We start from the raw sequence: 26,075 nt of genomic DNA, 5'->3' as shown, positions 1-26,075 counted from the left end.
TTCCCCCGCTCGCCTCTACTCGACGACCCTCCCGTTGAGCACCACACGTCGCGGCGCCGCCAGCACCCGTACGTCCGCCCGTGGATCCGCCTCGTACACCACCAGGTCCGCCGGAGCCGCCTCCTGAAGACCGGGCCGCCCGAGCCACTTCCGGGCGCCCCAGGCCGTGGCCGACAGGGCCTCGACCGGCGGGATCCCGGCGGTGACCAGTTCCGCCACCTCGCCCGCGACCAGACCGTGCGCCAGTGAGCCGCCGGCGTCCGTGCCGACGTAGACCGGGATCCCGGCGTCGTACGCGCCGCGCACCGTGTCGTAGCGCCGCTCGTGCAGCCGCCGCATATGGGCCGACCAGCTCGGGTACCGGGACTCGCCGCCGGCGGCGAGCTGGGGGAAGGTGGCGATGTTGACGAGGGTCGGGACGATCGCGACACCGCGCTCGGCGAACAGCGGGATCAGGTCCTCCGTCAGGCCCGTGGCGTGTTCGATACAGTCGATGCCCGCCTCGACCAGGTCCCGCAGGGAACTCTCGGCGAAGCAGTGCGCGGTGACCCGGGCGCCGAGCCGGTGGGCCTCGGCGATGGCCGCCTCCACCGCCTCGCGGGGCCAGCAGGCCGACAGATCGCCGAGGTCGCGGTCGATCCAGTCGCCGACCAGCTTCACCCAGCCGTCGCCGCGCCGGGCCTCCTGGGCGACGTACGCGACCAGTTCGTCCGGCTCGATCTCGTGCGCGAAGTTCCTTATGTAGCGGCGGGTGCGGGCGATGTGCCGGCCGGCCCGGATGATCTTCGGGAGGTCCTCACGGTCGTCGACCCAGCGGGTGTCGGAGGGCGAGCCCGCGTCGCGGATCAGCAGGGTGCCCGCCTCCCGGTCGGTCAGCGCCTGCTTCTCCGCGACGTCCGCGTCGACCGGGCCGTGTGCGCCCAGGCCCACGTGGCAGTGCGCGTCGACGAGGCCGGGCAGCGCCCAGCCCTCGACGGTCCGGATGTCCTGGGCGCCGGCCGGACGGTCGTAGGAGATCCGCCCTCCGACGACCCACAGCTCGTCACGGACCTCGTCGGGGCCGACGAGGATCCGCCCCTTCACGTGCAGTACCGCGTGATCGCTCATGTACCGCACCTTAGGACAGCTACCCCTCGGACTTCCCCACCTGGTCCGGGGTCTCCTCCTCCACCTCGGCCATCGCGGGGTCGAGGAGGCGGGAGAGGAAGTGACGGGTGCGCTCGTGCTGCGGGTTGCCGATGACCTGGGCGGGGGTGCCGTCCTCGACGATCACACCGCCGTCCATGAAGACGACCCGGTCGGCGACCTCACGGGCGAAGGTCATCTCATGGGTGACGACCATCATCGTCATGCCCTCGTCGGCGAGCATCCGCATGACCGCGAGGACGTCGCCCACCAGCTCGGGGTCGAGCGCCGAGGTCGGCTCGTCGAACAGCATGACCTCGGGTCCCATCGCCAGCGAGCGGGCGATGGCGACGCGCTGCTGCTGGCCGCCGGAGAGGGAGGACGGATAGGCCTCCGCCTTCTCGGACAGGCCGACCCGCGCCAGGTTCTCGGCGGCGATCCGCGCGGCCGTCGCCCTGTCCCGCCGGAGCACCCTGCGCTGCGGCAGGGTGAGGTTCTCGGTCACCGACAGATGCGGGAACAGGTTGAACTGCTGGAACACCATGCCGATACGGCGGCGTACGGCGTCGATGTCGACGTCCGGGTCGGTGACCTCGGTGCCGCCGACGAAGACCTGGCCCTTGGTGGGTTCCTCCAGCAGGTTGACGCACCGCAGGAGCGTCGACTTGCCGGAGCCGGACGGGCCGATGACGCAGACGACCTCGCCCTGGGCGATCTCCAGGTCGATGCCCTTGAGCACCTGGTTGTCGCCGAAGGACTTGTGCAGGTCGCGGACCTGGATCTCAGCGGTGCCGGGACTGCTCACTTGACCGCCTCCTGGGCATTGGCCTCCAAGCGGCGCGCGACGAAGCCGAGCGGGATCGTGACGAGCAGATAGCACAGACCCGCGACCAGGATCGGCGTGGAGTTGGCGGTCGTGCTGGCCAGGTCACGGCCGAACTTCGACAGTTCGCGCTCCTCCAGGGTCACACCGAGCAGCAGGACCAGGGAGGAGTCCTTGAAGAGCATGATGAACTCGTTGGTGAGCGGCGGGAGGATGATCCGGAACGCCTGCGGGATGATGATCGACACCATGGCGCGGGCGGGCGAGAAGCCCAGTGAACGGGCCGCCTCCATCTGCCCCTTGGGCACCGCCTGGATGCCCGCACGGAACGTCTCCGCCATGTAGGCGGCTCCGATCAGACCGAGCCCGAGGGCGGCCTTGCCGTAGGTGCCGCCCGGGATCTCCGTGCCGGGGAAGGCCAGCGGCACGGCCACGCCGATGAAGACGAAGATCAGCAGTGCGGGCAGGCCGCGGAAGACCTCGATGAAGACGCTCGCGACCCAGCGGTACGGGCCCACGGACGACAGCCGCATCAGCGCGACGACCAGCCCGAGGGCCATCGCGAGCACGAAGCCGGACACCGTGTAGAGCACGGTGTTCTTCAGCGCCAGCGTGATGACGTCGGGGAACATCTGCTTGGCGATGTCCGGCTGGGCGAACTGGTTCTGCAGCCGCCCCCAGTCCGCCGTGACCGCGAGGGCGATCACGGCGGCGACGAAGACGGTGTACTGGACGCCACGCGACAGGCTGCGCTTCTGGCGCCGGGTCAGACCCTTTTTCTTCGGCTGGAGTGGTACGTCTGTGAAGGCCATGGGTCAGGAGGCGGAGGGCGAGGCGGACGCGGACGCGGGGTACGGGCCGATCCACTTCTCGTACAGCTTCTGGTAGGTGCCGTCGGACTTGGCGTCCGCGAGCGCCTTGTTGACGGCGGCGAGGAGCTTGGTGTTGCCCTTCTTCACCGTGAAGCCGTACTGCTCACCGGTGTTGAGGTTGTCGACCACCTTGAAGGCGTCCGCGTTGGCCTTGTCCTTGAGCCAGCCCTGGACGACCGGGTAGTCGATGACGACCGCCTGGACCTGGCCGGTGCGCAGGCCGTTGAGGACCGCGTCGGAGGACTCGAAGGAGATCGGGTCGTAGCCCTTGCTCTTCGCGTAGTCCTCGCCGGTGGTCTGCGCCTGGGCGCCGAGCTTCTTGCCCTTGGCCTTGACGTCGGCGAGCGAGGTGACGCCGCTCTTCTTGTCGACGAGGACGGCCTGGGTTGCGTCGAAGTACGGGTCGGAGAAGTCGACGTTCTTCTTGCGCTCGGCCGTGATGGTCATGCCCGCGGCGGCGACGTCGCACTGGCCGGAGTTCAGGAACGCGCCGGTCTTGAAGTTCTCGAACGGCGTGTCGAGGATCGTCTGCTTCACCTCGAGGTTCTTGGCAACGAGGTCGATCAGTGACACGTCGAAGCCCTGCACCTTGCCGTCGATCTCCGACTGGAAGGGCGGGTAGGGCAGGTGGGTGCAGGTGGTGAGCTGACCGGCCTTGGCGAGCGCGACCCCGCCGGCGGCCGTCTTCTTGGCGCCGCCGCCGTTGTCGCTCGACGAGCAGCCGGCCACGAGCACGAGCCCGACCGTCGCGGTGGTTGCGGCCAGGACGCGGGCCCGGCGCCCGAGGAGCGTGTTCACGAGGGGGGACCTCCTGTGGGGGAGCTTTGGATTCCGGTTGCGGGAGTTCCGATTATAAGGAGATGTTTGGGTCCCTCAAACCAAACCCATGGCAGCGGGGCTGCGCGGCCTGCGAAGTCCACGGCCGGAGGGCGTGAGGCCTGCCGGTTACGCTCGTCTGCGTCCACCCCCTCGTGAGCGAAGAGCGCACCGCCGTGACCCACGCCTACCTCGATCTGCCCCGGCGTGCAGGGTGAGGCGCTGCCGCCCCTGGAGGGCGCGATCCTTGCGGCTGCGGGACCGGGCACGACCGCACTGAACGTGATCACCGGGCCGTACGGCCAGACCTTCGGGAACTGGCTGCGGGACTGCGGTGCCACGGTGATCGATCTGGCGGTGCCCTTCCACACGGCGGTCACCGCCGCACAGATCCACGAGGCCCTCGCCGAGCACCCGGAGATCGACTTCGTGTCCCTGGTGCACGCGGAGGTGGCGACCGGCAACACCAACCCGGTCGCGGAGATCGGCGAGGTGGTGCGGGCGCACGGCGCACTGTTCTGCCTGGACGCGGTCGCCTCGGTCGGCGCGGAGCCGGTGCTGCCGGACGCGTGGGGCGTGGACCTGTGTGTGATCGGGGCACAGAAGGCGATGGGCGGGCCGGCGGGTGTGTCGGCGGTGTCGGCGAGCGAGCGGGCGTGGGCGCGGATGGCGGCGAACCCGCACGCGCCCCGCCGCTCCTACCTCTCCCCCCTCGACTGGAAGGAGCGGTGGATCGACGGCGGCCGCAAGGCGCTGCTGCACACCCCCGCCCAGCTGGAGATGCCGGCGCTGGAGGCGTGCGTCGAGCGGATCGAGACAGAGGGGCTGGACGCGGCCATGGCCCGCCATGCGTCCGCCGCGGCGGCGACGCGGGCGGGCGCGGTGGCCCTGGGCGGAGGCCTGGAGCCGTACGCCCACGAGGCCGAGGACGCCGCACCGGTCGCCACGACGCTCCGCGTACCGCCGGGCACGGTGGCGTCGGAACTGGTGTCCCGGGCCCTGGAGTCCGACCCCACCCTCCCGCCGGCCGCGGGCGGCGGAGCCCTGGCCAAGGAGATGATCAGGGTCAACCACTACGGAGCGGACGCGACCCCGGAGACGGTACGGAACTCCCTGACGGCACTGGGCAAGGCGCTCGCCGAGAAGGGCCTGAACGTGAACCTCGACGGAGTCGCCGGGGTCTGAATTCAGGGCAATTTCTGAATCCTTTTCCATCGATAGCTTTCCCGAGTTCTTCTGCCCGCTTTTTGCGGAGCTAAACAGGGGGAATTTCATCCTGGTTTCAACCCTGTGACACACTCCACACAGGCAGTGCATTTGCCCAGTTTCGCGCGGTACAAATCGCTATATTCAGCCAGCCGATGTCATCCCGGCCACACCCTCACTCCGTGCATTTTTGAATTTGCCTCGCTAAATTCAAGCCGCATGACTGCCGCACAAGCAGACCTGCTCATCGACCGACCGGAGGTGACGGACGGGGGTTCCCTCTGGCGTATCGCCAAGGACTCCGGGACCCTCGACCTGAACTCCTCGTACAGCTATCTGCTGTGGTGCCGCGACTTCGCCGGCACATCGGCCGTCGCGCGCGGGGCGGACGGAAAGCCCGTCGGATTCGTCACCGGCTACGTACGGCCGGAGCGCCCCCACACCCTGCTCGTCTGGCAGGTGGCGGTCGACGCGACCCACCGGGGGCGCGGCATCGCCGCCGCGCTGCTCGACGGACTGACCGCGCGGATCGGCGCCGAGCGCCCGATCACCTCCGTCGAGACGACCATCACCCCCGGCAACACCGCCTCCGAGCGCCTGTTCACCTCGTACGCCGACCGGCACGGCGCCCGTGTCACCCGCGAGGTGCTGTTCGACGCGGGCCTGTTCCCCGACGGCGCCCACGAGCCCGAAATCCTTTATCGCATCGGGCCGTTGACCCCCCACACATCGCACTGAGGAGCGATCAACCGTGACCATCACCCAGCCCGACCTCAGCGTCTTCGAGACCCTCGAGTCCGAGGTACGCAGCTACTGCCGCGGCTGGCCCACCGTCTTCGACCGTGCGCAGGGCAGCCTGATGTACGACGAGGACGGACACCGGTACCTCGACTTCTTCGCCGGAGCGGGCTCGCTCAACTACGGCCACAACAACCCCGTCCTGAAACGGGCGTTGATCGACTACCTGATACGCGACGGGGTCACCCACGGGCTCGACATGTCCACCACGGCCAAGCGGTCCTTCCTGCAGACCTTCCAGGACCTGGTGCTGCGGCCGCGCGACCTGCCGTACAAGGTCATGTTCCCGGGGCCGACCGGCACCAACGCCGTGGAGTCCGCACTGAAGCTGGCCCGGAAGGTGAAGGGCCGCGAGGCGATCGTGTCGTTCACCAACGCCTTCCACGGCATGTCCCTCGGCTCGCTCGCCGTGACCGGCAACGCCTTCAAGCGGGCCGGCGCCGGCATACCGCTGGTGCACGGGACGCCCATGCCGTTCGACAACTACTTCGACGGCAAGGTCCCCGACTTCCTGTGGTTCGAGCGGCTCCTGGAGGACCAGGGGTCCGGCCTCAACAAACCGGCCGCCGTGATCGTGGAGACCGTGCAGGGCGAGGGCGGCATCAACGTCGCGCGTCCGGAGTGGCTGCGCGCCCTGGCCGAGCTGTGCGAGCGCCAGGACATGCTGCTGATCGTCGACGACATCCAGATGGGATGCGGCCGCACCGGTGCCTTCTTCTCGTTCGAGGAGGCCGGGATCGTGCCCGACATCGTCACCGTGTCGAAGTCCATCAGCGGCTACGGACTGCCCATGTCGCTCTGCCTGTTCAGGCCCGAGCTGGACATCTGGGAGCCGGGCGAGCACAACGGCACCTTCCGCGGCAACAACCCCGCGTTCGTCACCGCCACCGCGGCCCTGGAGACGTACTGGACCGACGGGTCCGCCATGGAGAAGCAGACCCGGGCCCGCGGCGAGCAGATCGAACAGGCGCTCGTCTCCATCACCGAGGAGAACCTCGCCGACGTGAAGGAGTACCGGGGCCGGGGGCTCGTGTGGGGCATGGAGTTCCACGACAAGGCGCGCGCCGACCGGGTCGCGCGGCGCGCCTTCGAACTCGGGCTGCTCATCGAGACGTCCGGCCCGGAGGGCGAGGTCGTCAAGCTGCTGCCGGCCCTCACCGTCACCCCCGAGGAGCTGGACGAGGGACTGAGCGTCCTCGCCCGGGCCGTTCGCGAAACCATCTAGCAAGGAGGCTGTGCACCACCGTGATCGTCCGTTCGTTCAAGGACATCGAAGGCACCGACCGGCATGTGAGGTCGGCGTCCGGCACCTGGGAGAGCAAGCGCATCGTCCTCGCCAAGGAGCGGGTCGGCTTCTCCCTCCACGAGACCGTTCTGTACGCGGGGACGGAGACGTCGATGTGGTACGCGAACCACATCGAGGCCGTCGTGTGTGTCGAGGGCGCGGCCGAGCTCACCGACCACGAGACCGGGAGGACGTACTCCCTCACTCCCGGGACCATGTACCTCCTCGACGGGCACGAGCGGCACACGCTCCGCGTCCAGGAGGACTTCCGCTGCATCTGCGTGTTCAACCCGCCCGTGACGGGACGGGAGGACCACGACGAGAACGGCGTCTACCCCCTGCTCACCGAACCCGAGGAGGTGTGAGGAGCATGACCGTCACCGATCTCTATCCCAGCCGCGGCGCCACCGAGGTGTCCGTTCCGCGCCAGGACCCGGTCGTCTGGGGCGCCCCCGACACCCCCGGCCCGATCGCGAGCGCCGACCTGCAGGCGTACGAGCGCGACGGCTTCCTCCCGATCGACCAGCTGATCACCGATGACGAGGTCGCCGTCTACCGGCGGGAGCTGGAGCGGCTCGTCGACGACCCGGCGATCCGCGCCGACGAACGCTCCATCGTCGAACCGAAGTCGAAGGAGATCCGCTCCGTCTTCGAGGTGCACCGGATCAGTGAGGTGTTCGCCTCGCTCGTCCGGGACGAGCGGGTCGTCGGGCGGGCCCGGCAGATCCTGGGCTCGGACGTGTACGTCCACCAGTCCCGGATCAACGTCAAGCCCGGGTTCGGGGCCAGCGGGTTCTACTGGCACTCGGACTTCGAGACCTGGCACGCCGAGGACGGGCTGCCGAACATGCGGACGGTGTCCGTGTCGATCGCGCTGACCGAGAACCTCGACACCAACGGCGGGCTCATGATCATGCCGGGCTCGCACCGGACGTTCCTCGGGTGCGCGGGAGCCACGCCCGAGGACAACTACAAGAAGTCGCTGCAGATGCAGGACGCGGGCACGCCGTCCGACGAGGCGCTGACCGCCATGGCGGGCGAGTACGGCATCCGGCTCTTCACCGGCCGGGCCGGCTCCGCGACCTGGTTCGACTGCAACTGCATGCACGGGTCCGGCGACAACATCACGCCGTTCCCGCGCAGCAACGTCTTCATCGTGTTCAACAGCGTGGAGAACGCGGCGGTCGAGCCGTTCGCGGCTCCGGTACGACGGCCGGAGTTCATCGGGGCGCGGGACTTCACCCCGGTGCGCTGAGCTGCCGCATCCGGCTACAGCAAGGCCGACGAGGGTCAGCCCGACAGGACGTCCAGCAGGCGGTCGACGTCGGCAGGCGTGTTGTACAGGTGGAAGGAGGCGCGCAGGTTGCCCGCGCGGTTGGAGAGCTCGATGCCGGCGCGGCTCAGCTCCGGCTGGCGCTCCCCGAGCGCGGGAACCGAGACGATCGCCGAGCCGGGGGCGGGCACGGGCGCGTGGCCGAGGGTCGCGAGTCCGGCCCGGAACCGGTCGGCGAGGGCCACGTCGTGGGCGTGGACGGCGGCCACGCCGAGTTCCTCGATCAGGTCGAGCGAGCGGCGCAGACCCGCGAAGGTGAACAGGGCGTGGCTGAGGTCGAAGCGCCGGGCGGAGTGGGCGAGTTCGGCGACCGGGCCGTAGCAGCTGTCCCACGGGTTCTCGCCCGCGACCCAGCCCGCGAGCACCGGGCTCAGCCCGCCGAAGTCCTCGGGGACCACGAGGAAGGCCGTGCCGTGCGGGCCGAGCAGCCACTTGAAGGAGACGGCGGCGGTGAAGTCGTGGGCGTCCGCGTCCATCGGGAGCCAGCCGGCGGCCTGGGAGTGGTCGACGTAGGTGCGCGCCCCGTGCTCGCGGGCGGCCTCGCGCAGGGCGGGCAGGTCGGCGATGCGTCCGTCGGCCGACTGGGCTGCGCTGACCGCGACCAGCGCGGTGCCCGGGCGGACGGACTCCGCGATGCGCTCCAGTGGCACCGTGCGGACCTTGAGGTCGCCGCGGACGTGGAACGGGTTCAGCACGGAGGTGAAGTCGTCCTCGGCGGTGAGGACTTCGGCGCCGGCGGGCAGCGAGGCGGCGATCACCCCGCTGTGCGCGGCGACCGAGGCGCCCACCGCGACCCGGGTCATCGGGACTCCGGCGAGCCGGGCGTAGGCGGCCCGGCAGGCCTCCACGTCCTCGAACAGCGGGGTCAGCGGGCGGCCCTCGGCCCGCAGCAGCGCCGCCTCGTGCAGGGCGGCGACGGTACGGGCCGGCAGCAGGCTGTTGCTCGCGGTGTTGAGGTAGGTGCTCTTCGGGGCGAACTCGGCGCGGACGAGGCTCTCGAACGTCTCCGTGGTCTCCATGGATCCACTCTGCGGCCGCTGAATTCATAAGTCCATTGCGAATCTATACGTGGATCCACTTAGGAACGCTTATACGTCCGCGCCGACCTGCGGTTTTCAGTGCTGCGGCACCGCGCACCCGTCCGGCCCGCAGGCCTCGGCACCGCCCTCGTCGATGAGCTTCAGCGGAGAACGCGCACCCCACGCCTGGCTGAGCGCCTGCGTGAACACCTCGGCGGGCTGGGCCCCCGAGACCCCGTACTTCCGGTCGAGGACGAAGAACGGCACCCCGTTCGCACCGAGTTGGGCGGCCTCGCGCTCGTCGGCGCGGACCTCGTCGGCGTACGCGGCCGGGTCGGCGAGCACCGTGCGGGCGGCGTCGGCGTCCAGGCCCGCCTCGGCGGCGAGCGCCACGAGCCGCTCGTCGCCCTCGCTGAAGACGGAGCGCTCCTCGGCGAAGTTCGCCCGGTACAGGATCTGGATCAGCTCGTCCTGTTTTCCCTGCTCCTTGGCGAAGTGCAGCAGGCGGTGCATGTCGAAGGTGTTGCCGTGGTCGCGGTCCCGGGTGCGGTAGTCCAGACCCTCGGCGGCGGCCTGCGCGCCCAGGTTGTCCTCGCCGGCCTGGGCCTGCGCCTCGCTCATGCCGTACTTCTTGGCGAGCATCCTCAGCACCGGCTGGACGTCACCCTTGGCGCGGCCCGGGTCCAGCTCGAAGGACCGGTGCACCACCTCGACCTCGTCGCGGTGCGGGAAGGCCGCCAGCGCCTTCTCGAAGCGGGCCTTGCCCACGTAGCACCAGGGGCAGGCGATGTCGCTCCAGATCTCGACGCGCATGTCTTCGGCTCTCTCCAGGTCGTACGGGCGCGGAGGCTCTCTCCGCCCAGTACATGAACGTTCAAGCAGAGAGGTTCATTCCTCGGGCACGGAGAACCGCAGGAAGAGGTGGTGATCCCCCACGGCGGGCGGGTTGTCCGGGTCCGGGACCCAGCCCTGGCGGGCGTAGAAGGCCTGGGCGCGGGCGTTGTCCACGTGCACGTCGAGCACGGCGGTCCGCTTGCCGTCGGCGCGCCACTCCTCCACGCACGCCCGGTGCAGGGCCGTGCCGAGGCCGGAGCGCCAGTGGTCGGGGTCGATGTGGAACTGGAACAGCTTGACCGTCTCCGCGGGGGCGCCCTCCGGAGTGCGGAAGGAGGCGATGCCGACGATGGCGCCGTGCGCGACGGCACACAGCACATGGCCGTCCGGGCGCTCGATGGAGTTCTGCCAGGCGGCACTCCAGTCCGTGTCGGACTGCGGGACGCCGTCCGGGTAGTAGGTCGAGCGGGCCCGGAAATGCAGGTCGGCGATGACCTGGGCCTCGGCGCGCACGGCTGTCCTGATCACCAGGGATTCGACGGTCCGATGCTCTCTGATCATGCAGCGGAAGACGTGTCCGGAAGTGGTCCGGTTCCGCCGGGGCTCAGCTTCCGTCGCGCAGGTCGTCCGGCCAGCCGGGCCTGAACTCGATGTGGTCGTACGTCACCACGCACCCCTCCCCCAGCGGCGACTGGGTCATGAAGCCGACCAGCGCCGCGTCCGTCTCCTTCTCCCCGCCCAGCGTGAAGAGCCGGACGAAGGTCCAGCGCACGCCGTCGCGGGAGGCGTGGAAGGCGAAGGCACGGCCCGTGCGGCTGATCCGCAGCCAGACCGAACTGCCGTCCACGGAGAAGGCGTTGGCGTCGTCGGAGTGCCCCCGGGTGACCACCGTGCAGACGGTGGGCACGTCCGGGGAGTACTCCAGGCAGAGCTTGGCCCAGGCCCGGTCGCCCACGTGGACGTAGAGCACACCCGCGTCGAACGCGGCGCCGAACCCGACGGTGACCCGGGCGATCAGCTGGAACTCCCCCTCCGGCGCCCCGAGCAGCCGGGGCGCGTCGGAGGCGGGGTCCAGCCCCTCGTCGGTGGGCGGCACGAACCGGTCCTGCCGGGGCCCTGCCCAGCCGCTGAGGATGCCGTCCTCATAGGACCAGTGCCCGTCGGGGCCGTAAGTACGGAGAAGAAAAGGAAGTTCGGGAAGTTCCAGGTCCATGGCCAGAGTCTCTCAGCTTCCGATCTCCGTCACCGGCCCATGTACGGGTTCAGCGTTCCAGATGGCCGCCGAAGTGCCGGGGCCGACGGATTTCGAGGTCGAGGTGGACGTCGCCGCCGGGCACGGACCCCGTGGTGCTGGGCCGGCGCCACCGCCACCCCCGTCGGCCAGCCGTTCACCAGAGCCCGCCCCGCCGGCCGCGCCAACGCCGCCAGAATCTCGGCGCCGCAACCCTCGCGCGCCGACCCCTCGCACACGACGCCGCAACCGGCGCTCGATGGCCGTACCGCCGACGGACGTCGAGGTGGACGTCGTCGCCGGGCACGGACCCCGTGGTGCTGGGCCGGCGCCACCGCCACCCCCGTCGGCCGACCGTTCACCAGAGCCCGCCCCGCCGGCCGCGCCAACGCCGCCGGCGTCTCCGCGCCGCGCCCTCGCCAGCCGGAACTTCCGCCGCGAGGCGCAGGTCAGCGTTCCAGATGGCCGTTGAAGCGGCGGGGCAGGCCCAGGGGGTTGTCGTCGCGGAGTTCCTTCGGGAGCAGGGCCTCGGGGGCGTTCTGGTAGGCGACCGGGCGCAGCCAGCGCTCGATGGCCGTGCCGCCGACGGACGTCGAGGTGGACGTCGTCGCCGGGTACGGGCCGCCGTGGTGCTGGGCCGGTGCCACCGCGACACCCGTCGGCCAGCCGTTCACCAGTACCCGGCCGGCCAGCGGGGTCAGCTCCGCGAGGATTTCCGCGCCGCGGCCCTCGCCCGCGGCCTCCTCCGTCGAGAGGTGCACGGTCGCGGTGAGGTTGCCGGGCAGCCGGGACAGCACGGCGGTCGCCTCGTCCTGGTCCTCGTAGCGGACCACCACGGTCACCGGTCCGAAGCACTCCTCCAGGAGCAGGTCGTACGCCCCCTCCTCCGCCAACCGGCCCGCCGGAACCGTCAGGAAGCCCGGGCTGACCGTGTGCTCGCTGCCCGCGCCGGGGGTCACCGGGGACTCCACGCCGGACAGCGCGGCCCGCTCGGCGACACCGGCGACGAAGTTGTCCCGCATCCGGTGGTCGAGCAGGACCCCCGCCTCGGTGTCGCTGACCGCGTCCGTGAGCGACTTGACCAGACCGTCGCCCGCCGCGCCGGACGGCACCAGCACCAGGCCCGGCTTCACACAGAACTGCCCCACGCCCAGCGTCATCGACCCGGCGAGACCGGTGCCGATCGCCTCGGCGCGCTCGGCGGCCGCGGCCTCGGTGACGACGACGGGGTTGAGGGAGCCCAGCTCGCCGTGGAAGGGGATCGGGACCGGCCGGGCGGCGGCCGCGTCGAAGAGGGCACGTCCGCCCCGTACGGAACCGGTGAAGCCGGCCGCCGCGACCAGCGGATGCCTGATGAGCTCGACGCCCGCCTCGAAGCCGTGGACCAGGCCGAGGACACCGTCGGGGATGCCGTGCTCGGCGGCGGCCCGGCGCAGCACCTTGGCGACCAGCTCGGACAGTGCCGGGTGGTCGGGGTGGGCCTTGACGACGACCGGGTTGCCCGCGGCCAGGGCACTCGCGGTGTCACCGCCGGCGACCGAGAAGGCGAAGGGGAAGTTGGAGGCCGAGTAGACGGCGACGACGCCCAGCGGGACCTTGTAGCGGCGCAGGTCCGGGATCGGCGGGGTCGCGGTGTCGTCGGGGTGGTTGACGATGACGTCGAGGAACGCGCCCTCGTCGACGATGTCCGCGAAGGCCCGCAACTGGTAGGTGGTGCGCGCGAGTTCGCCGGTCAGCCGGACCGGGCCCAGCGCGGTCTCGGCGTCGGCGGCCTCGACCAGCTGGTCCCTGGCCGCGTCGAGACCCGCGGCGGCGGAGCGCAGGAAGGCCGAGCGCACGGCGCGGTCGGCGAGAAAGCCGCGCGCGGCGTGGGCGGCCCGGACGGCGGTGTCCACCTCCTGGTCCGTGGCCTCCACCGCAACCTGCTCACGCTGCTTCCCGGTACGCGGGTCGACACTCCAGACTGGTGCTGCTGCCACCGCGAATCCCTCCACGTTCATTGCGGATGCATTGCCGCTGCAATTACCGCAGTATCTGGGTCATTCACCAGGGCGTTCGATATACTGAACACCGTCTCTGATGATGAATATGCTGTTGGAGACTATTTCCCGTCGAACGAAGGGGTCAAGGGCGATGTCGGCAGGCGAGACAGGCGGCGGGGCGCAGGTCAAGTCCGCGGTGCGGACCGTTGAATTGCTCGAGTACTTCGCCGGCCGGCCCGGTATGCACTCCCTCGCGGCGGTCCAGGAGGCCGTCGGATATCCCAAGTCCAGCCTGTACATGCTGCTGCGCACGCTGGTGGAGCTGGGCTGGGTGGAGACGGACGCGACCGGCACCCGGTACGGCATCGGGGTGCGGGCACTGCTCGTCGGCACCTCCTACATCGACGGTGACGAGGTGGTCGCGGCGGCCCGGCCCACCCTGGACCGGCTCTCCGACGACACCACGGAGACCATCCACCTGGCCCGCCTGGACGGCACCAACGTGGTGTACCTGGCCACCCGGCAGTCCCAGCACTACCTGCGCCCGTTCACCCGCGTCGGCCGCCGGCTGCCCGCCCACTCCACGTCCCTCGGCAAGGCGCTGCTGGCGACCCACACCGACGAACAGGTCCGCAAGCTGCTCCCGGAGACCCTGCCCGCGCTGACCGAGCACACCATCACCGACCGGGAGCAGCTCATCGAGGAGCTGCACCAGGTCCGGGAGCAGGGCTTCGCCGTGGACCGCGAGGAGAACACGCTGGGGCTGCGCTGCTTCGGCGTCGCGATCCCGTACCGCACCCCCGCGCGCGACGCCATCAGCTGCTCGGTGCCGGTGGCCCGGCTGACCCCCGCCCACGAGCAGATGATCAAGGATGCCCTGTTCGACGCCCGGGACCGGTTGACGCTGGCCACGCGGAGGCTGTGAGCGGGACGGCGTCTCCCCCGTGCGGCGGAGGTGGATCATCGTCGTGCAGGAGGTGGACCCACCCGCCGGCACGGGAGCGTTGAGGCATGAACCTCTCAACCGCGCCCGCCGTGGCCCGCGTTGCCACCGGCTCCCGGCGCCGGGCGCTGCGGCTCGTGGCCGTCGTCGCCTGTCTGCCGTATCTCGGCCTCAAGCTCGCCTGGATCGCCGGGAGTCACCTCGGCATCCCGGGCGGGAGTCCGCTGCTGAAGCACCGGGTGACCATGGTGGTCGCCAACGGGCTCACCGTACTGATGGACGCGGCGGTCATCGTGCTGGCGCTGTTGCTGACCCGGCCGTGGGGACGGCGGGTGCCCTCCTGGCTGCTCGCGGTGCCGATGTGGGTCGCCACGGGACTTCTCGCGCCGATCATGGTGGGATTTCCGCTGCAACTGGTCGTCCACGGGGGTACGGACAGCGGTGACGACCGGCCGTTCCTCGACGGGTGGGTGTTCGGGGTCGTGTATGGGGGGTTCATCGTGCAGGGGCTCGCGCTGGGGGCGCTCTTCGTCGGGTATGCCCGCGAGCGGTGGGGACACCTGTGGCAGGGGCGGGTGTGGGACCTGCCCGCGCAGAGCGCGCCGGCCGCGCAGCGGACCATAGCCGTGACGGCGGCCGTGCTCGCGCTGGTTCCTGGCACGCTCCGGCTGCTGTGGGCCTGTGGGGTCACGACCGGGCGGGACACGAGCGGCAGCCGGCCGATGGAGGTGGTGTACGTCGGATTCCTGGCCGCCGCCGTCATCGGCGCCTGGCAGCTCGCCTTCCGCCGCGGCCGCCCGCTGCCGGTCGGCGTGCCGCTCGCCCTGGGCTGGGTCGGCTCCGGCGCGGTGGCCTGCTGGGGCGCGTGGCAGGCACTGGCCCCGCTCACCGGGGTGAACGACAGCGCCGACGGCCCGACAGCACTGCTGGACCTCGCCTACGCCGGCCAGGTGGCGACCGGCATCCTCGTCGCGGTCCTCGGCGCCCGGTTCTTGGCCGAGCGGTCCGCACGGTCCCCGAAGCGGCCCGCGTGGTGAGGAGGTTCGCCCGGCCGCTGTTCGGCCGCACGGCGCGCCGCCGCTGGATCCATCTGATCCTGGGCGGCGCGCTCGCCATGCCGTACGTCTTCGTCGGCGAGGTGATCGTGGGGCCCGTCCTCGGCTCGAACCGCTTCTGGGGCGACCTGCCCGTCCAACTGGGCTCCTTCGCCGTGGGGTTGCCGATCGCCGCGGTCACCTCCCTGTTCCCGCTGACCCGCCCGCTGGAGGCGGGTGCCGCCCGCGCCCTGTGCGGGGTGCCCCCGGACGCGCTGGCCCACGGTCCCGCCCGGACCCGGGCCGCGAGGGGGCGGACGGCGGCCTGGTTCACGCTGCATCTGGGGTTCGGCGGGATCATCTCGGGGATGTCCCTCGCCGTGCCGCCGTTCGCGGCGGTGCTGATCGCGCTGCCGCTCTTCGCGTGGCTGCGCGACACCCGGCTCGGCCTGCCCGAAGTCCTCGACCACACCTGGGCACTGGCACTCGCGCCGGTCGCCGGTGTCGCCATGCTGCTCGCGCTCGCCGGCTGCGCGGCCGGGTCCGGGGCGCTCCTCGCCCGCTGGGCGCCCGCGCTGCTCGGGCCCACCCCCGAGGACCGGCTCGCGGCGGCCGAGGCGCGCGCCGCCGACCTCGCCGTGCGCAACCGGCTCGCCCGCGAGCTGCACGACTCCGTCGGCCACGCCCTGAGCGCCGTCACCCTGCAGGCGAGCGCGGCCCGCCGTGTCCTGGACACCGACCTGGAGTTCGTCCGCGAGGCCCTCGCCGCCATCGAGGACACCACCCGGCGCACGGTGGGCGAACTCGACGCGGTGCTCGGCGTGCTGCGGGACGCCGACGCGCCCGGCACGGCGCCCGCGCCGACCCTCGCGGCCGACCTGGACGGGCTGCTGCGGCGCACCCGGGCGGGCGGGCAGAGCGTCGAGGCCACCGTCACGGCCGACCCGGAGACACTGCCGCCGCCACTCTCCCGCGAGGCCTACCGCATCGTGCAGGAAGGCCTGAGCAACGTCCTCAAGCACGCGGGCGCCGAGGTCGAGGCCGCCCTGCGGATAGCGGCCGCCGACGGGCACCTGGAGATCACCGTGGAGAACCCGCTCAGCGGCCCCTGCCCCTCCCGGCCCGGCGGGGGCCACGGGCTGCGCGGCATCGCCGACCGGGTCCGCCTCCTGGGCGGCACGGTGACGGCCGGCCCGGCCGAGGGGATGTGGCGGCTGCATGTACGACTCCCGATGAAAGGACCCGTATGACCCAGGCCCCGACCATCCGGATCGTCCTCGCCGACGACGAGCGCATGGTGCGCACGGCCCTGCGCGCCATTCTCTCCGCCGAGCCGGACCTGGAGGTCGTCGGCGAGGCGGCGACCGGCGCCGAGGCCGTGTCGGTCGTAAGGGAGCTGAGGCCCGACGTGGTCCTGATGGACGTACGCATGCCGGAGACCGACGGGATCCGGGCCACCGAGCAGATCCTGGCCACGCTCGACGAGCCGCCCCGCATTGTCGTCGTGACCACCTTCGAGAACGACTCCTATGTGTACGACGCGCTGCGCGCCGGGGCCGCCGGGTTCCTGCTGAAGCGGGCCGAGGCCGACGCGCTGGTGCAGGCGGTACGACTGGTCGCGCGCACCGACAGCCTGCTGTTCCCGTCGGCCGTGAGGACGCTGGCCGCCGAGTACGCGCGCGCCGTCCCGACGCCTCCGGCCTGGGTGGCGAGGCTCACGGGACGGGAGAAGGAGGTGCTGCGGCAGCTGGCCGCCGGGCTCACCAACGCCGAGATCGCCCGGCGCATGGAGGTCGGCCCCGCCACCGTGAAGACACACGTCGCGGCGGTGCTGGCCAAGACCGGCACACGGGACCGGACGCAGGCGGTGATCGCCGCGTACGAGGCGGGCTTTCTGAAACCCCGATGAGAAAAACGGGCGTACGGGAACGATTGCGGCCCTCTCGGTCGTCTTCTTCCGGGATGAACAAGACGATCAGGCGGGCGTCCGTCTTCGCGCTGCTGCTCGTGCTCGCTCTGCTGATCAGGGCGACCTGGGTGCAGTACTACGACGGCCGGGCCCTCGCGGACGACAAGGACAACCGGCGCAACGCGATCGAGACGTACGCGGAGCCGCTCGGGAACATCATCGTGGCCGGCGATTCCATCACCGGCTCGACGCGGACGACGGGGGGCGACCTCGCGTACAAGCGGACGTACAAGAACGGCGCGTTGTACGCGGCGGTCACGGGCTACGCGTCCCAGGCCTATGCGCCGACCCAGCTGGAGGGCATCTACCAGGACCTGCTCAACGGCACGGACAACCGGCTGAAGAACATCATGGACACGGTCACCGGCAAGCGCGCCGATCCGGGCAACGTGGTCACGACGATCGATCCCGATGTGCAGAAGGCGGCCTACCGGGCCCTGGGCGGCAACAAGGGCGCGGCTCTCGCGATGGACCCGAAGACCGGGAAGATCCTCGCGGTGGTGTCGACCCCGTCGTACGACCCCACGACGCTCACCGACGCCAACACCGCGGGGACCGCCTGGAAGCGGCTGGGCGCCGACTCGGACAAGCCGCTGACCAACCGCGCGCTGCGTCAGCCGCTGCCGCCGGGCTCGACGTTCAAGCTGGTCGTCGCGGCGGCCGCGCTGGAGGACGGGTTGTACAGGAACGTGGACGAACACACCGACAGCCCCGACCCGTACACGCTGCCCGGCACCACCAGGATCCTCGCCAACGAGAACAAGTCGGCGCCCTGTGAGAACGCCTCGATCCGGGTCGCCCTGCGCTACTCCTGCAACAACGTCTTCGGCAAGATGGCCGTCGACCTCGGCCAGGACAAGGTGAGGGCGATGGCCGAGAAGTTCGGCTTCAACGACGACAAGCAGGACGTGCCGGTGCGCGCCTACGCGAGCGTGTACCCGTCGAGCATGGACAAGGCGCAGACGGCCCTGTCGGGCATCGGCCAGTTCGACGTGACGGCGACCCCGCTCCAGATGGCCATGGTGTCGGCGGCCATAGCCAACGACGGCAAGCTGGTCTCGCCGCACATGGTTTCGCAGATCACCGACAGCGGTGGCGATGCGCTGCAGAACTACGACGACAACACGGACACCAAGGAGATCGTGAGCTCCTCCACCGCCGAGCAGTTGCAGTCGGCGATGGAGACGGTCGTCAAGGACGGCACGGGTACGAACGCGCTGATCGACGGCGTGACCGTGGGCGGCAAGACGGGCACGGCCCAGCACGGCGAGAACAACAGCAAGACGCCGTACGCCTGGTTCACCTCCTACGGCAAGTCCGACAGCAGCGGCAAGGAGGTCGCGGTCGCGGTGATGGTGGAGCAGTCGGACGCGGCAAGGTCGGAAGTGAGCGGCAACGGCTTGGCGGCCCCGGTGGCCAAGGCGATGATGCAAGCGGCACTGAAGTAAGCGCCCCAAAGGGGCGCGGGGCTGTATCGATATGCGGCTCCGCCGCGATGGGGGTCCCCCCTGTTCGAGCGAAGCCGAGAACTTGGGGGAGCGACCAGCCGCATCGAACCCGCGGCCGATCGCGCAGCCACCCTCACTTCACGCCAAGAACCTGCTCCACCGGATCGATCGCGAAGTAGACAAGGAACAGCACCGAAACCCCCCACAGCAGCCAGTTGACCTCCCTCGCCTTCCCCAGCACCGTCTTGATGACGACGTACGACAAGAACCCCGCCCCGATGCCATCGGTGATCGAGTAGGTGAACGGCATCGCGGCGATCGTCAGAAACGCCGGGATCGCGATCTCGTACCGGTCCCAGTCGATGTGCTTGACGTGGGTCATCATCAGGAAGCCCACCGCGATCAGCGCGGGCGCCGCCGCCTGCAGCGGGACGATGGTCAGCAGCGGGGTGAGGAACAGCGCGAGACCGAAGAGCCCGCCGGTGACCAGGTTGGCGAAACCGGTGCGGGCACCCTCGCCGACACCGGCCGCGGACTCGATGTAGGCGGTGTTGGAGGAGGCCGAGCCCACTCCGCCCGCGACGGCGGCGGCGCCGTCGATGAACAGAACCCGGCCGATGCCCGGCACCTGCCCCTTCTCGTCGAGCAGCCCGGCCTCGGCGCTGATGCCGACGATGGTGCCCATGGCGTCGAAGAAGTCCGACAGGACCAGGGTGAAGACCAGCAGGACCGCGGTGAGCACCCCGGCCTCGGCGAAGCCGCCGAACAGGCTGAAGTGACCGACGAGTCCGAAGTCCGGGGCGGCGACGATCTTGTCGGGCACCTTCGGGGTGGTCAGACCCCAGCTCTTGACGTCGGCGACGGCGTTGATGACGATCGCGACGACGGTCATGGTCACGATGCTGATGAGGATCGCGCCCTTCACCTTCCGCGCGACCAGCGCGATGGTCAGCAGCACGCCGAGACAGAAGACCAGTACGGGCCAGCCGGTGAGCCGGCCGACGGCGCCCAGCTGTACGGGCACGGTGGTGTGCGCGGCGTCCGGGATGCGGCTGACGAACCCGGCGTCGACGAAGCCGATGAACGCGATGAACAGGCCGATGCCGACGCCGATGGCCTGCTTGAGCTGGTGGGGGATGGCGTTCATGATCGCTTCCCGGAGTCCGGTGAGGACCAGGACGCAGATCAGGATGCCCTCCAGGACGACCAGGCCCATGGCGTCGGCCCAGCTCATCAGCGGCGCCAACTGGAAGGCCACGACGGCGTTGAGACCGAGGCCGGCGGCGATGGCGAGCGGGAGGTTGCCGCCGACGCCCATGATGATCGTCATCACACAGGCCACCAGCGCGGTGGCGGTGACCAGTTGGCCGGTGTCGAGCTGATGGCCGAACTTGTCCTTGGCACTGCCCAGGATGATCGGATTCAGGACAAGGATGTAGGCCATCGTGAAGAATGTGGCGATGCCGCCGCGTATCTCCCGGCCGAGGCCGGACCCCCGCTCGGAGATCTTGAAGTACCGGTCGACGCTGTTCACCGCGGGCGGCGCGGCACTTGGCCGGTCGGCCGCCTTCTGGATCTCGGACATGGTCGTCCTCCTCGTTGCCTGAGTGATCGTGCGTGGATGCTGGCTGGATTGTTCCCACGTTGAACCGGTTTCAGGTTTTCTCCGTGTTACGGAACCGGGTTCGGCCTGCCATACCGTGTCCGAATCCCCGTACGGGGCAGGCCAAACGATCACTGCTACGCTCCGAATCCCGTCCGGCACTTCTCCGGATGCTCGCATGTCATTCACATGACACCCACAGACAGAAGAGGTCACCCGTGGGCACAGTCGTCGACGACGCCGCCTCGGTGGAGTTCCACGCCTTCTTCGAACGCCACTACGCCGAACTGTCCCGCCTCGCCCACCTCCTGACCGGCGAGGCGGACGCCGCGGACGACCTCGCGGCGGACGCGCTGCTCGCGCTGTGGCACCGCTGGGACAGGGTGCGCGCGGCCGACCACCCGGTGGCGTACGCGCGCGGCGTCGTCGCCAATCTGGCCCGCACCCGCATCCGCAGCGCGGTCCGCGAGCGCCGCCGGATCGCCCTGTTCTGGTCGCACCGCGAGGAGAAGACCGAGAACCCCGATGTGGCGGGCGTGGTGGATGTGCAGTCGGCGCTGCGCCGGCTGCCCTTCCGCAAACGCGCATGTGTGGTGCTTCGACATGCGTTCGACCTGTCGGAAAAGGACACCGCCCTCGCCCTGGGGATCTCGGTGGGTACGGTTAAGAGCCAGACGTCCAAGGGCATGGCCGAACTGCAGAAGCTGCTCGGCGCCCAGGGTGTTCCGCAGAAGGTGCACGCGGCGGTGGCGGCGCGTGGCGGCGAGAGCGGAGGAAGGAACCGATGAGGCAGCAGGACGTGCACGACGAGCTGCGCGCCCGGCTGCACGAGGCGGCCGAGGCGCACGAACCCGACCGCGCGCGCATCCTCGCCCGCGTCGAGCGGGGCATGGCCGCCGAGGCCCGCCCCGACCACCGCGCCACGCGCCCGCCCGTGTTCGGCTGGGTGCGGGTGGTGAGTGCCACCGCCGCGGTCGCCGGTGTCCTCGCGGTCGGCGGGTACGCGGTGGCGTCCGCGGTGAAGGAGAAGGCTCTCCCGCAGCAGACGGTCGCGGTGTCACCGACGCCCACGCCGTCGCCGGACGCGACGATGCGGCCGCCGGTCCATCCGGCGGACCCGGCCCCCAGCTCCGGCGCCACCCACGATTCCCGCAGGCCGAGTTCCTCCCCCTCGCCGACCCCGACGGCCTCCGGCTCCGCGCAGGCGCCCACCGCGCGGGGTGAGCAGGACGGTCCGCTGTGGTCGGACGGCTCGGTGGACCCGCACAGCAATGACTTCTGGGCGCAGAGCAATGTGACCCTGAAGGCCTCGGAGCAACTGACCTCGCTCACCGTCCGGCTGAAGGTCGCCCAGACCGGCGGGGTGTCCTCGGCCGGCGCCTGGCGTTCGCTGCCGGAGACCGACTTCACGCAGACGGTGACCGAGGAGGACGGCTTCCTGGTCTACACGTGGACGCTGAAGGAGGGCCGCAAGGTCGCGGCGGGTCAGTGGGTGTTCGCCGGGCAGTACAACCATGAGCGCGGCGGCCGGGACGCCAAGGACGACCGCTACACCATCACGGGCGGCGCGGGCGGCAAGCAGTACGCGGTGACCGGGGACTTCGCGGCGCACGACACCGGCGCGGGCGACTCGTAAAAGAAATTCCGCGGACGCGGCAACCCATTCCCCACCGGCGGCGACCAGGAAGCGCAAGGTTCCTCTCCCCACACAAGGAATGGGCATGACTGCACGAGCTGAACAGCGCGTCCGCCACCGCCGCCGGGTCACGAAGCGGCGGGCGCTGATCGCCGGCTCCGTCGCCCTCGGCATCACCGGCGCCGCGATCGTCACCACGACGATGCTGGCCTCCGCGGGCGCCGCGACCTCCTGGCCGACCGCCAAGGGCAGCAAGGCCGTGTCGAAGACGATCGAGGTGTCGGGCACCTACGACGGCAAGCTCACCAAGTTCTTCGGGTCCGGCGCCCTGGGCACCGACAGCCAGGACGAGAACCAGGGCCCGATCTTCGAGCTCGCCGACGGCGCGACCCTGAAGAACGTCATCATCGGCACCCCGGCCGCGGACGGCGTGCACTGCCTGGGCAGTTGCACACTGCAGAACGTGTGGTGGCTGGACGTCGGCGAGGACGCCGCGACCTTCAAGGGCACGTCCGCCTCGGGCGTGTACACGGTCCACGGGGGTGGCGCGAAGAACGCCGACGACAAGGTGCTGCAGTTCAACGGCGCGGGCAAGCTGGTGGTCAGCAAGTTCCAGGTGGAGAACTCCGGCAAGCTGGTGCGCTCCTGCGGCAACTGCAAGAAGCAGTTCAAGCGGACGATCATCATCAACGACGTGGACGTCACCGCGCCGCTCAAGGCCGTCGTCGGTGTCAACTCCAACTTCGGGGACACCGCGGCGCTGCGCAAGATCCGCATCCACGGCGACGCCAAGAAGAAGATCAAGACCTGTGTCCGCTTCAAGGGCAACAACACCGGCAAGGAGCCGACGGAATTGGGCACCGGCCCCGACGGAACCTCTTGCCTCTTCTCCTCATCTGACATCACGTACGGGTGAGCGACCCACCTCGATCCGCCGGCCTGGCCCCCCTCGGCCGGCATGAGAACGCCCCCGCCGGTGACGACCGGCGGGGGCGTTCGCCTGTGCCTGGCTCAGCGCCTAGTTCATCGTGGCGCCGATGGCCGTGCTGCCCGTGGTCAGGAACGTGGTCGTGGGCAGTGAGCCGTTCGACGCGCGGGAACCGTACGCCGTCGTCGCGTCCGTCGACTTGAAGGACGGGGTGGCAACGCCGCTGTCCCAGTTGTTGGCGGCGGACACGGTGCGGGAGCCCAGTTTGGCCAGGCCCCCCATGTTGCCGACCGCCAGATTGCGGGCGAGGCGTGCCTTGCCGGTGGCGAAGTAGAAGCCCGCCTCGGTGTTGGCGTACGCGGTGTTGCGGTTCAGCACGATCGCACCGGTGTTGGAGTTCTCGGTGAAGCCGTTGAGGGTGTTGTCCCAGGCCGCGTTGTTGTTGACGACATGCGCGACCGCGACTCCCCCGCCGCCCAGCTTGAAGCCGTTGCCGTTGCCCTCGAAGGCCGAGTCGTGCCAGCGGTTCTTGCCGTTGCCGAAGGCCCAGGAGTGCTCGATGGCGACCGGCGAGGAGAACTGCCAGAGGTCGAGGCCGTCGTCCGAATTGTTGTAGAGGCGGGCGCCGGTGACCTTGTTGCCGCTGCCGGAGCCGAATTTGACGGCGATGCCGTCCGCGTTCTGGCCGTGGCCGGACGCGTCGTAGTTGCCGTAACTGTCCAGGTTCTGGACGAGGTTGCCGACCGTGTTGTCTCCGCGCAGGGTGAAGCCGGAGTCGCCGTTGTCCGCCGTGACCAGGTTCTTGAAGACACCGCCGGTGGAGGAGGTGACGACGAAGCCCTGGGCCGGGGAGTTCTGGAAGGTGAGGTTCTGCACGGTCCAGTAGCTGCCGTAGATCCCGGCGAGCCAGGAGCCGGCGGGCAGCTTGGACCCGTCGATCCTCACCTTCTCCCCGCCGTAGGCCTGGAGCGTGATCCGGTTGGAACTCGTCCCGTTGGCCGTGGACTTGAGGGTGGCCGTCGGATAGTACGTGCCGCCGCGCACCTGGATGACGGTGCCCGCGCCGGCGTTCTTCACGGCCGACTCCAGTTGGGCCGTGCTCGACACGGTGACCGTCGTCGTGGCGGCCTGGGCCCCACTGTGGGACAGGCCGAGCCAGACGCCGCCGGCCCCGGCGGAGGCGGCCACCGCGGCGGCGATCGAGAGGGTGCGCGTCCTGCGGTGGCGTCCGCTGCTCTGACGCACTGACCGCTCCTTTCCTAGGGGGATGGGACGCAGTCAGGTTGCCGCCATGGCCAAAAGAGGTTGCCGCGCCCGCAGGAAAGGAAACGCGACGGGACCGTCCCCCGCCCGGTCGATGGACCGAGCCGGGGACGATCCCGTCCAAGTGTCTGACCCGTACCGGACTAGCTCACGAAGTAGGTCGGGTTCGGGAGCTTGTACGTCCGGTCGGCGTAGCCGCCGTCGAGGTCCGAGTACTGGTCGCCGAAGGTGGCGATGATGTCGTACCCGAGGTCGTCCTCGATGTGCTCGCGGGTGCCGGCCTTGTACTGCACGGTCGTGCAGTTCCAGGTGCCCGGGGTGGCGCAGTCCTTCAGGTAGGCCGGGGGGTTGGCCTTGTCCTTGAGGAACATGTGGTCGGCGTCGAGGTTCACATCGGCGCCGATCTTCTTCAGGTTCTCGACCGCGGCGGTGCGCTGCGCCTCGCTCAGGCCCGAGTTGTAGAAGACCTCGACGCCCTTGGACTCGGCGTACTGGACCAGCTCGGGGCTGCCGAAGACGGCCGGGCGGTCGGCCTTGTTCACATAGTCCGCCCAGGTGGTCCCGTTGTAGGTGTAGTTGTAGCGCTTCTCGTAGTCGAGGCTGAGCAGCAGCGTGTCGTCGATGTCGAAGACGACCGCGGGCTGCTCGCCCCGGTGGTGGGCCTTGAGCGCGGCCCGGTCGATGTAGCGCTTGGCGGCGGCGTCGATGCGCGCCAGGTCCTTGGCGTACGGGCTGTCCGGGGACGCCTGGTACACGCCGTTGCTGTCGGCGGTGGTGCCGTAGTACGTGTCGATGTCCTTCACCAGGAGCCCGATGTTGTACGGCTCGTGGGTGGAGTTGGCCGTCGACTGGTGTGCGGTGGCCGCGCCGGCCCCGTAGAGGGCGCCACCGGCGACGGCACAGGCGGCGGCGACGGCCGCGAGACGCAGTGATTTATGCATGACAAAGGTTCTACGCGCGTCACCAGGGTGAGCGCGAGGCCCGTTGCCTGATCGATATCTATCCCACAGGTGACACGGGCCTCACTTCACCCGTCCGGCTCAGTTCATGGTCGCCCCGATGGTCGTACTGCCCGTCGTCAGGAACGTCGTCGAGGGCAGCGAGCCGTCCGACTTACGGGAGTTGTACGTCGTGGACGCGTCGGTGGAGACGAAGGACGGGGTGGAGATGCCGGAGTCCCAGTTGTTGCCGGCGGAGACCACCGAGGAGCCCTTGGTGACCCGGCCGCTGCCGTTGCTCACCGCGAGGTTCTTGCCGAGGCGGGCGGCGCTGGTGGCGAAGTAGTAGCCCCACTTGCCGTTGGCGTAGGCGGTGGTGCGGTTGATGACGATCGCGCCGGTGTTGGAGTTCTCGGTGAAGCCGTTGCCCGCGTTGCCCCAGGCGGCCGAGTTGTTGACCACGTGCGCGACCACCTCGCCGTCGCCGCCCAGCTTGTAGCCGTTGCCGTCGCCCGCGAAGGCCGAGTCGGACCAGCGGTTGACGCCGTTGCCGAAGGACCAGGTGTGCTCGACGGTGACGGGCGAGGAGAAGGACCAGAAGTCGATCCCGTCGTCCGCATTGTTGTAAAGGCGGGCTCCGGTGACCAGGTTCCCCGTGCCGGAGCCGAACTTGATGGCGATCCCGTCGGCCGGCCTCTGTGTCCCGTTGGCGTTGTCGTACACGATGACGGCGGCCCGGGGATCGCGGCCGGCGCCGCGCACGGTCAGCTCCGCCTTGTCCGCGGGGACATGGACGACCTCGCGATATGTCCCCGGGTGGACGACGATCGTCCACCCGGGCCCGTCCACCGCATCGACCGCCGCCTGCACCGACCCGCCGGGCCGTACGTGCAGGACACAGCGGCCGTGGGCCAGGGCCGCGGGGGCGGCACCGAGGGCGCCGAGTCCCCCGGCGGCGATCCCGGCGAGGAGGGAGCGTCTGCGCATCG

26 protein-coding genes and 2 pseudogenes are annotated in these 26,075 nt (G+C 70.2%); 13 read left to right on the top strand and 15 right to left on the bottom strand.

The features are described from left to right. Window positions 1-15: 15 nt before the first annotated feature. Genes ACZ4EG_RS16540 through ACZ4EG_RS16525 form a run of 4 tightly spaced genes read right to left on the bottom strand, consistent with a single transcriptional unit; the run spans window position 16 to window position 3,618 of the window. A complete protein-coding gene (locus ACZ4EG_RS16540; RefSeq protein ID WP_467791079.1) occupies window positions 16-1,107 on the bottom strand; it encodes an amidohydrolase family protein in 1,092 nt (363 codons plus the stop codon). A gap of 19 nt (window positions 1,108-1,126) precedes the next feature. Then, a complete protein-coding gene (locus ACZ4EG_RS16535; RefSeq protein WP_390730987.1) occupies window positions 1,127-1,930 on the bottom strand; it encodes an amino acid ABC transporter ATP-binding protein in 804 nt (267 codons plus the stop codon). Then, window positions 1,927-2,760 (bottom strand): amino acid ABC transporter permease, encoded by an 834-nt coding sequence (locus tag ACZ4EG_RS16530; protein ID WP_453548496.1) that lies wholly within the window; start codon window positions 2,758-2,760, stop codon window positions 1,927-1,929. Before ACZ4EG_RS16530 ends, ACZ4EG_RS16535 begins: the two co-directional genes overlap by 4 nt. 3 nt (window positions 2,761-2,763) lie before the next feature. Beyond that, entirely contained in the window at window positions 2,764-3,618 is an 855-nt protein-coding gene (locus ACZ4EG_RS16525; protein ID WP_453548494.1) for a transporter substrate-binding domain-containing protein, read from the bottom strand. A gap of 225 nt (window positions 3,619-3,843) precedes the next feature. On the opposite strand from ACZ4EG_RS16525, the gene ACZ4EG_RS16520 reads away from it, so the two are divergent. The 5 genes from ACZ4EG_RS16520 to thpD all read left to right on the top strand — a co-directional run bounded on the left by ACZ4EG_RS16520 (window position 3,844) and on the right by thpD (window position 8,180). Then, window positions 3,844-4,821 carry a pyridoxal-phosphate-dependent aminotransferase family protein gene (locus ACZ4EG_RS16520; protein ID WP_453548492.1) on the top strand — a complete coding sequence of 326 codons (978 nt, stop codon included), beginning with the start codon at window positions 3,844-3,846 and terminating at the stop codon, window positions 4,819-4,821. Between the two features lie 240 nt (window positions 4,822-5,061). Next, window positions 5,062-5,580, top strand: a complete 519-nt coding sequence (ectA, locus tag ACZ4EG_RS16515) for a diaminobutyrate acetyltransferase (protein ID WP_453548489.1) — start codon at window positions 5,062-5,064, stop codon at window positions 5,578-5,580. A gap of 13 nt (window positions 5,581-5,593) precedes the next feature. Further along, window positions 5,594-6,865 (top strand): diaminobutyrate--2-oxoglutarate transaminase, encoded by a 1,272-nt coding sequence (gene ectB, locus ACZ4EG_RS16510; protein WP_467791078.1) that lies wholly within the window; start codon window positions 5,594-5,596, stop codon window positions 6,863-6,865. Window positions 6,866-6,885: 20 nt separating this feature from the next. After that, window positions 6,886-7,290 (top strand): ectoine synthase, encoded by a 405-nt coding sequence (locus tag ACZ4EG_RS16505; protein ID WP_453548487.1) that lies wholly within the window; start codon window positions 6,886-6,888, stop codon window positions 7,288-7,290. Between the two features lie 5 nt (window positions 7,291-7,295). Beyond that, entirely contained in the window at window positions 7,296-8,180 is an 885-nt protein-coding gene (gene thpD / locus ACZ4EG_RS16500) for an ectoine hydroxylase (protein WP_467791077.1), read from the top strand. 35 nt (window positions 8,181-8,215) lie between these two features. On the opposite strand, the gene ACZ4EG_RS16495 is transcribed toward thpD, so the two are convergent. The 7 genes and pseudogenes from ACZ4EG_RS16495 to ACZ4EG_RS16465 form a co-directional block, all read right to left on the bottom strand. After that, the gene (locus ACZ4EG_RS16495; protein WP_453548481.1) at window positions 8,216-9,277 is read right to left on the bottom strand and encodes an aminotransferase class V-fold PLP-dependent enzyme; all 1,062 of its coding nucleotides are present in this window, start codon (window positions 9,275-9,277) and stop codon (window positions 8,216-8,218) included. A 96-nt stretch (window positions 9,278-9,373) separates the two neighbouring features. Further along, the gene (locus ACZ4EG_RS16490) at window positions 9,374-10,090 is read right to left on the bottom strand and encodes a DsbA family oxidoreductase (protein ID WP_453548479.1); all 717 of its coding nucleotides are present in this window, start codon (window positions 10,088-10,090) and stop codon (window positions 9,374-9,376) included. A 75-nt stretch (window positions 10,091-10,165) separates the two neighbouring features. Then, entirely contained in the window at window positions 10,166-10,672 is a 507-nt protein-coding gene (locus ACZ4EG_RS16485) for a GNAT family N-acetyltransferase (protein ID WP_467791076.1), read from the bottom strand. Window positions 10,673-10,715: 43 nt separating this feature from the next. Continuing rightward, window positions 10,716-11,324 (bottom strand): DUF1349 domain-containing protein, encoded by a 609-nt coding sequence (locus tag ACZ4EG_RS16480; protein WP_363297319.1) that lies wholly within the window; start codon window positions 11,322-11,324, stop codon window positions 10,716-10,718. Between the two features lie 57 nt (window positions 11,325-11,381). Continuing rightward, window positions 11,382-11,575 (bottom strand): annotated as a pseudogene (locus tag ACZ4EG_RS16475) (aldehyde dehydrogenase (NADP(+))); the annotation flags it as partial. A gap of 10 nt (window positions 11,576-11,585) precedes the next feature. After that, window positions 11,586-11,796, bottom strand: a pseudogene (locus tag ACZ4EG_RS16470) (aldehyde dehydrogenase (NADP(+))); the annotation flags it as partial. Further along, window positions 11,792-13,321 (bottom strand): aldehyde dehydrogenase (NADP(+)), encoded by a 1,530-nt coding sequence (locus ACZ4EG_RS16465; RefSeq protein WP_467791075.1) that lies wholly within the window; start codon window positions 13,319-13,321, stop codon window positions 11,792-11,794. The gene ACZ4EG_RS16465 and the pseudogene ACZ4EG_RS16470, both read right to left, overlap by 5 nt. Before the next feature lie 154 nt (window positions 13,322-13,475). On the opposite strand from ACZ4EG_RS16465, the gene ACZ4EG_RS16460 reads away from it, so the two are divergent. The 5 genes from ACZ4EG_RS16460 to ACZ4EG_RS16440 all read left to right on the top strand — a co-directional run bounded on the left by ACZ4EG_RS16460 (window position 13,476) and on the right by ACZ4EG_RS16440 (window position 18,718). After that, on the top strand, window positions 13,476-14,249 hold the full coding sequence (locus ACZ4EG_RS16460; RefSeq protein WP_363297317.1) for an IclR family transcriptional regulator: 774 nt from the start codon (window positions 13,476-13,478) through the stop codon (window positions 14,247-14,249). A gap of 86 nt (window positions 14,250-14,335) precedes the next feature. Continuing rightward, window positions 14,336-15,304 carry a hypothetical protein gene (locus ACZ4EG_RS16455; protein WP_467791074.1) on the top strand — a complete coding sequence of 323 codons (969 nt, stop codon included), beginning with the start codon at window positions 14,336-14,338 and terminating at the stop codon, window positions 15,302-15,304. Further along, on the top strand, window positions 15,301-16,551 hold the full coding sequence (locus tag ACZ4EG_RS16450; protein ID WP_467791126.1) for a sensor histidine kinase: 1,251 nt from the start codon (window positions 15,301-15,303) through the stop codon (window positions 16,549-16,551). Before ACZ4EG_RS16455 ends, ACZ4EG_RS16450 begins: the two co-directional genes overlap by 4 nt. Further along, window positions 16,548-17,210: a response regulator transcription factor gene (locus ACZ4EG_RS16445; protein WP_467791073.1), complete on the top strand. Its 663-nt coding sequence runs from the start codon at window positions 16,548-16,550 to the stop codon at window positions 17,208-17,210. The genes ACZ4EG_RS16450 and ACZ4EG_RS16445 overlap by 4 nt, the downstream gene beginning before the upstream one ends. A gap of 53 nt (window positions 17,211-17,263) precedes the next feature. Further along, a complete protein-coding gene (locus ACZ4EG_RS16440) occupies window positions 17,264-18,718 on the top strand; it encodes a peptidoglycan D,D-transpeptidase FtsI family protein (RefSeq protein ID WP_453548467.1) in 1,455 nt (484 codons plus the stop codon). Window positions 18,719-18,851: 133 nt separating this feature from the next. Here the strand turns inward: ACZ4EG_RS16440 and ACZ4EG_RS16435 are convergent, their stop codons facing one another. After that, entirely contained in the window at window positions 18,852-20,303 is a 1,452-nt protein-coding gene (locus ACZ4EG_RS16435; RefSeq protein WP_453548465.1) for an NCS2 family permease, read from the bottom strand. Window positions 20,304-20,539: 236 nt separating this feature from the next. Between ACZ4EG_RS16435 and ACZ4EG_RS16430 the strand changes: the two genes are divergently transcribed. From ACZ4EG_RS16430 to ACZ4EG_RS16420, 3 genes are all read left to right on the top strand, one after another. Continuing rightward, window positions 20,540-21,109, top strand: a complete 570-nt coding sequence (locus ACZ4EG_RS16430) for a SigE family RNA polymerase sigma factor (protein ID WP_453548463.1) — start codon at window positions 20,540-20,542, stop codon at window positions 21,107-21,109. Then, complete coding sequence (locus ACZ4EG_RS16425; RefSeq protein ID WP_453548460.1) at window positions 21,106-21,957, top strand: hypothetical protein; 852 nt, start codon at window positions 21,106-21,108, stop codon at window positions 21,955-21,957. Before ACZ4EG_RS16430 ends, ACZ4EG_RS16425 begins: the two co-directional genes overlap by 4 nt. Before the next feature lie 85 nt (window positions 21,958-22,042). Beyond that, window positions 22,043-22,873 carry a pectate lyase gene (locus ACZ4EG_RS16420; protein ID WP_467791072.1) on the top strand — a complete coding sequence of 277 codons (831 nt, stop codon included), beginning with the start codon at window positions 22,043-22,045 and terminating at the stop codon, window positions 22,871-22,873. 102 nt (window positions 22,874-22,975) lie between these two features. Here the strand turns inward: ACZ4EG_RS16420 and ACZ4EG_RS16415 are convergent, their stop codons facing one another. From ACZ4EG_RS16415 to ACZ4EG_RS16405, 3 genes are all read right to left on the bottom strand, one after another. Then, window positions 22,976-24,130, bottom strand: coding sequence for a right-handed parallel beta-helix repeat-containing protein (locus tag ACZ4EG_RS16415; protein ID WP_467791071.1), 1,155 nt, complete (start codon window positions 24,128-24,130; stop codon window positions 22,976-22,978). A gap of 161 nt (window positions 24,131-24,291) precedes the next feature. Next, complete coding sequence (locus ACZ4EG_RS16410; protein WP_453548456.1) at window positions 24,292-25,089, bottom strand: HAD family acid phosphatase; 798 nt, start codon at window positions 25,087-25,089, stop codon at window positions 24,292-24,294. 99 nt (window positions 25,090-25,188) lie between these two features. Next, the gene (locus tag ACZ4EG_RS16405; RefSeq protein WP_467791070.1) at window positions 25,189-26,073 is read right to left on the bottom strand and encodes a right-handed parallel beta-helix repeat-containing protein; all 885 of its coding nucleotides are present in this window, start codon (window positions 26,071-26,073) and stop codon (window positions 25,189-25,191) included. Between the last annotated feature and the right edge of the window lie 2 nt (window positions 26,074-26,075).

The sequence above is a fragment of the Streptomyces sp. NPDC025638 genome (assembly GCF_055558775.1).
This window is presented reverse-complemented; position numbering and strand designations above follow the sequence as displayed.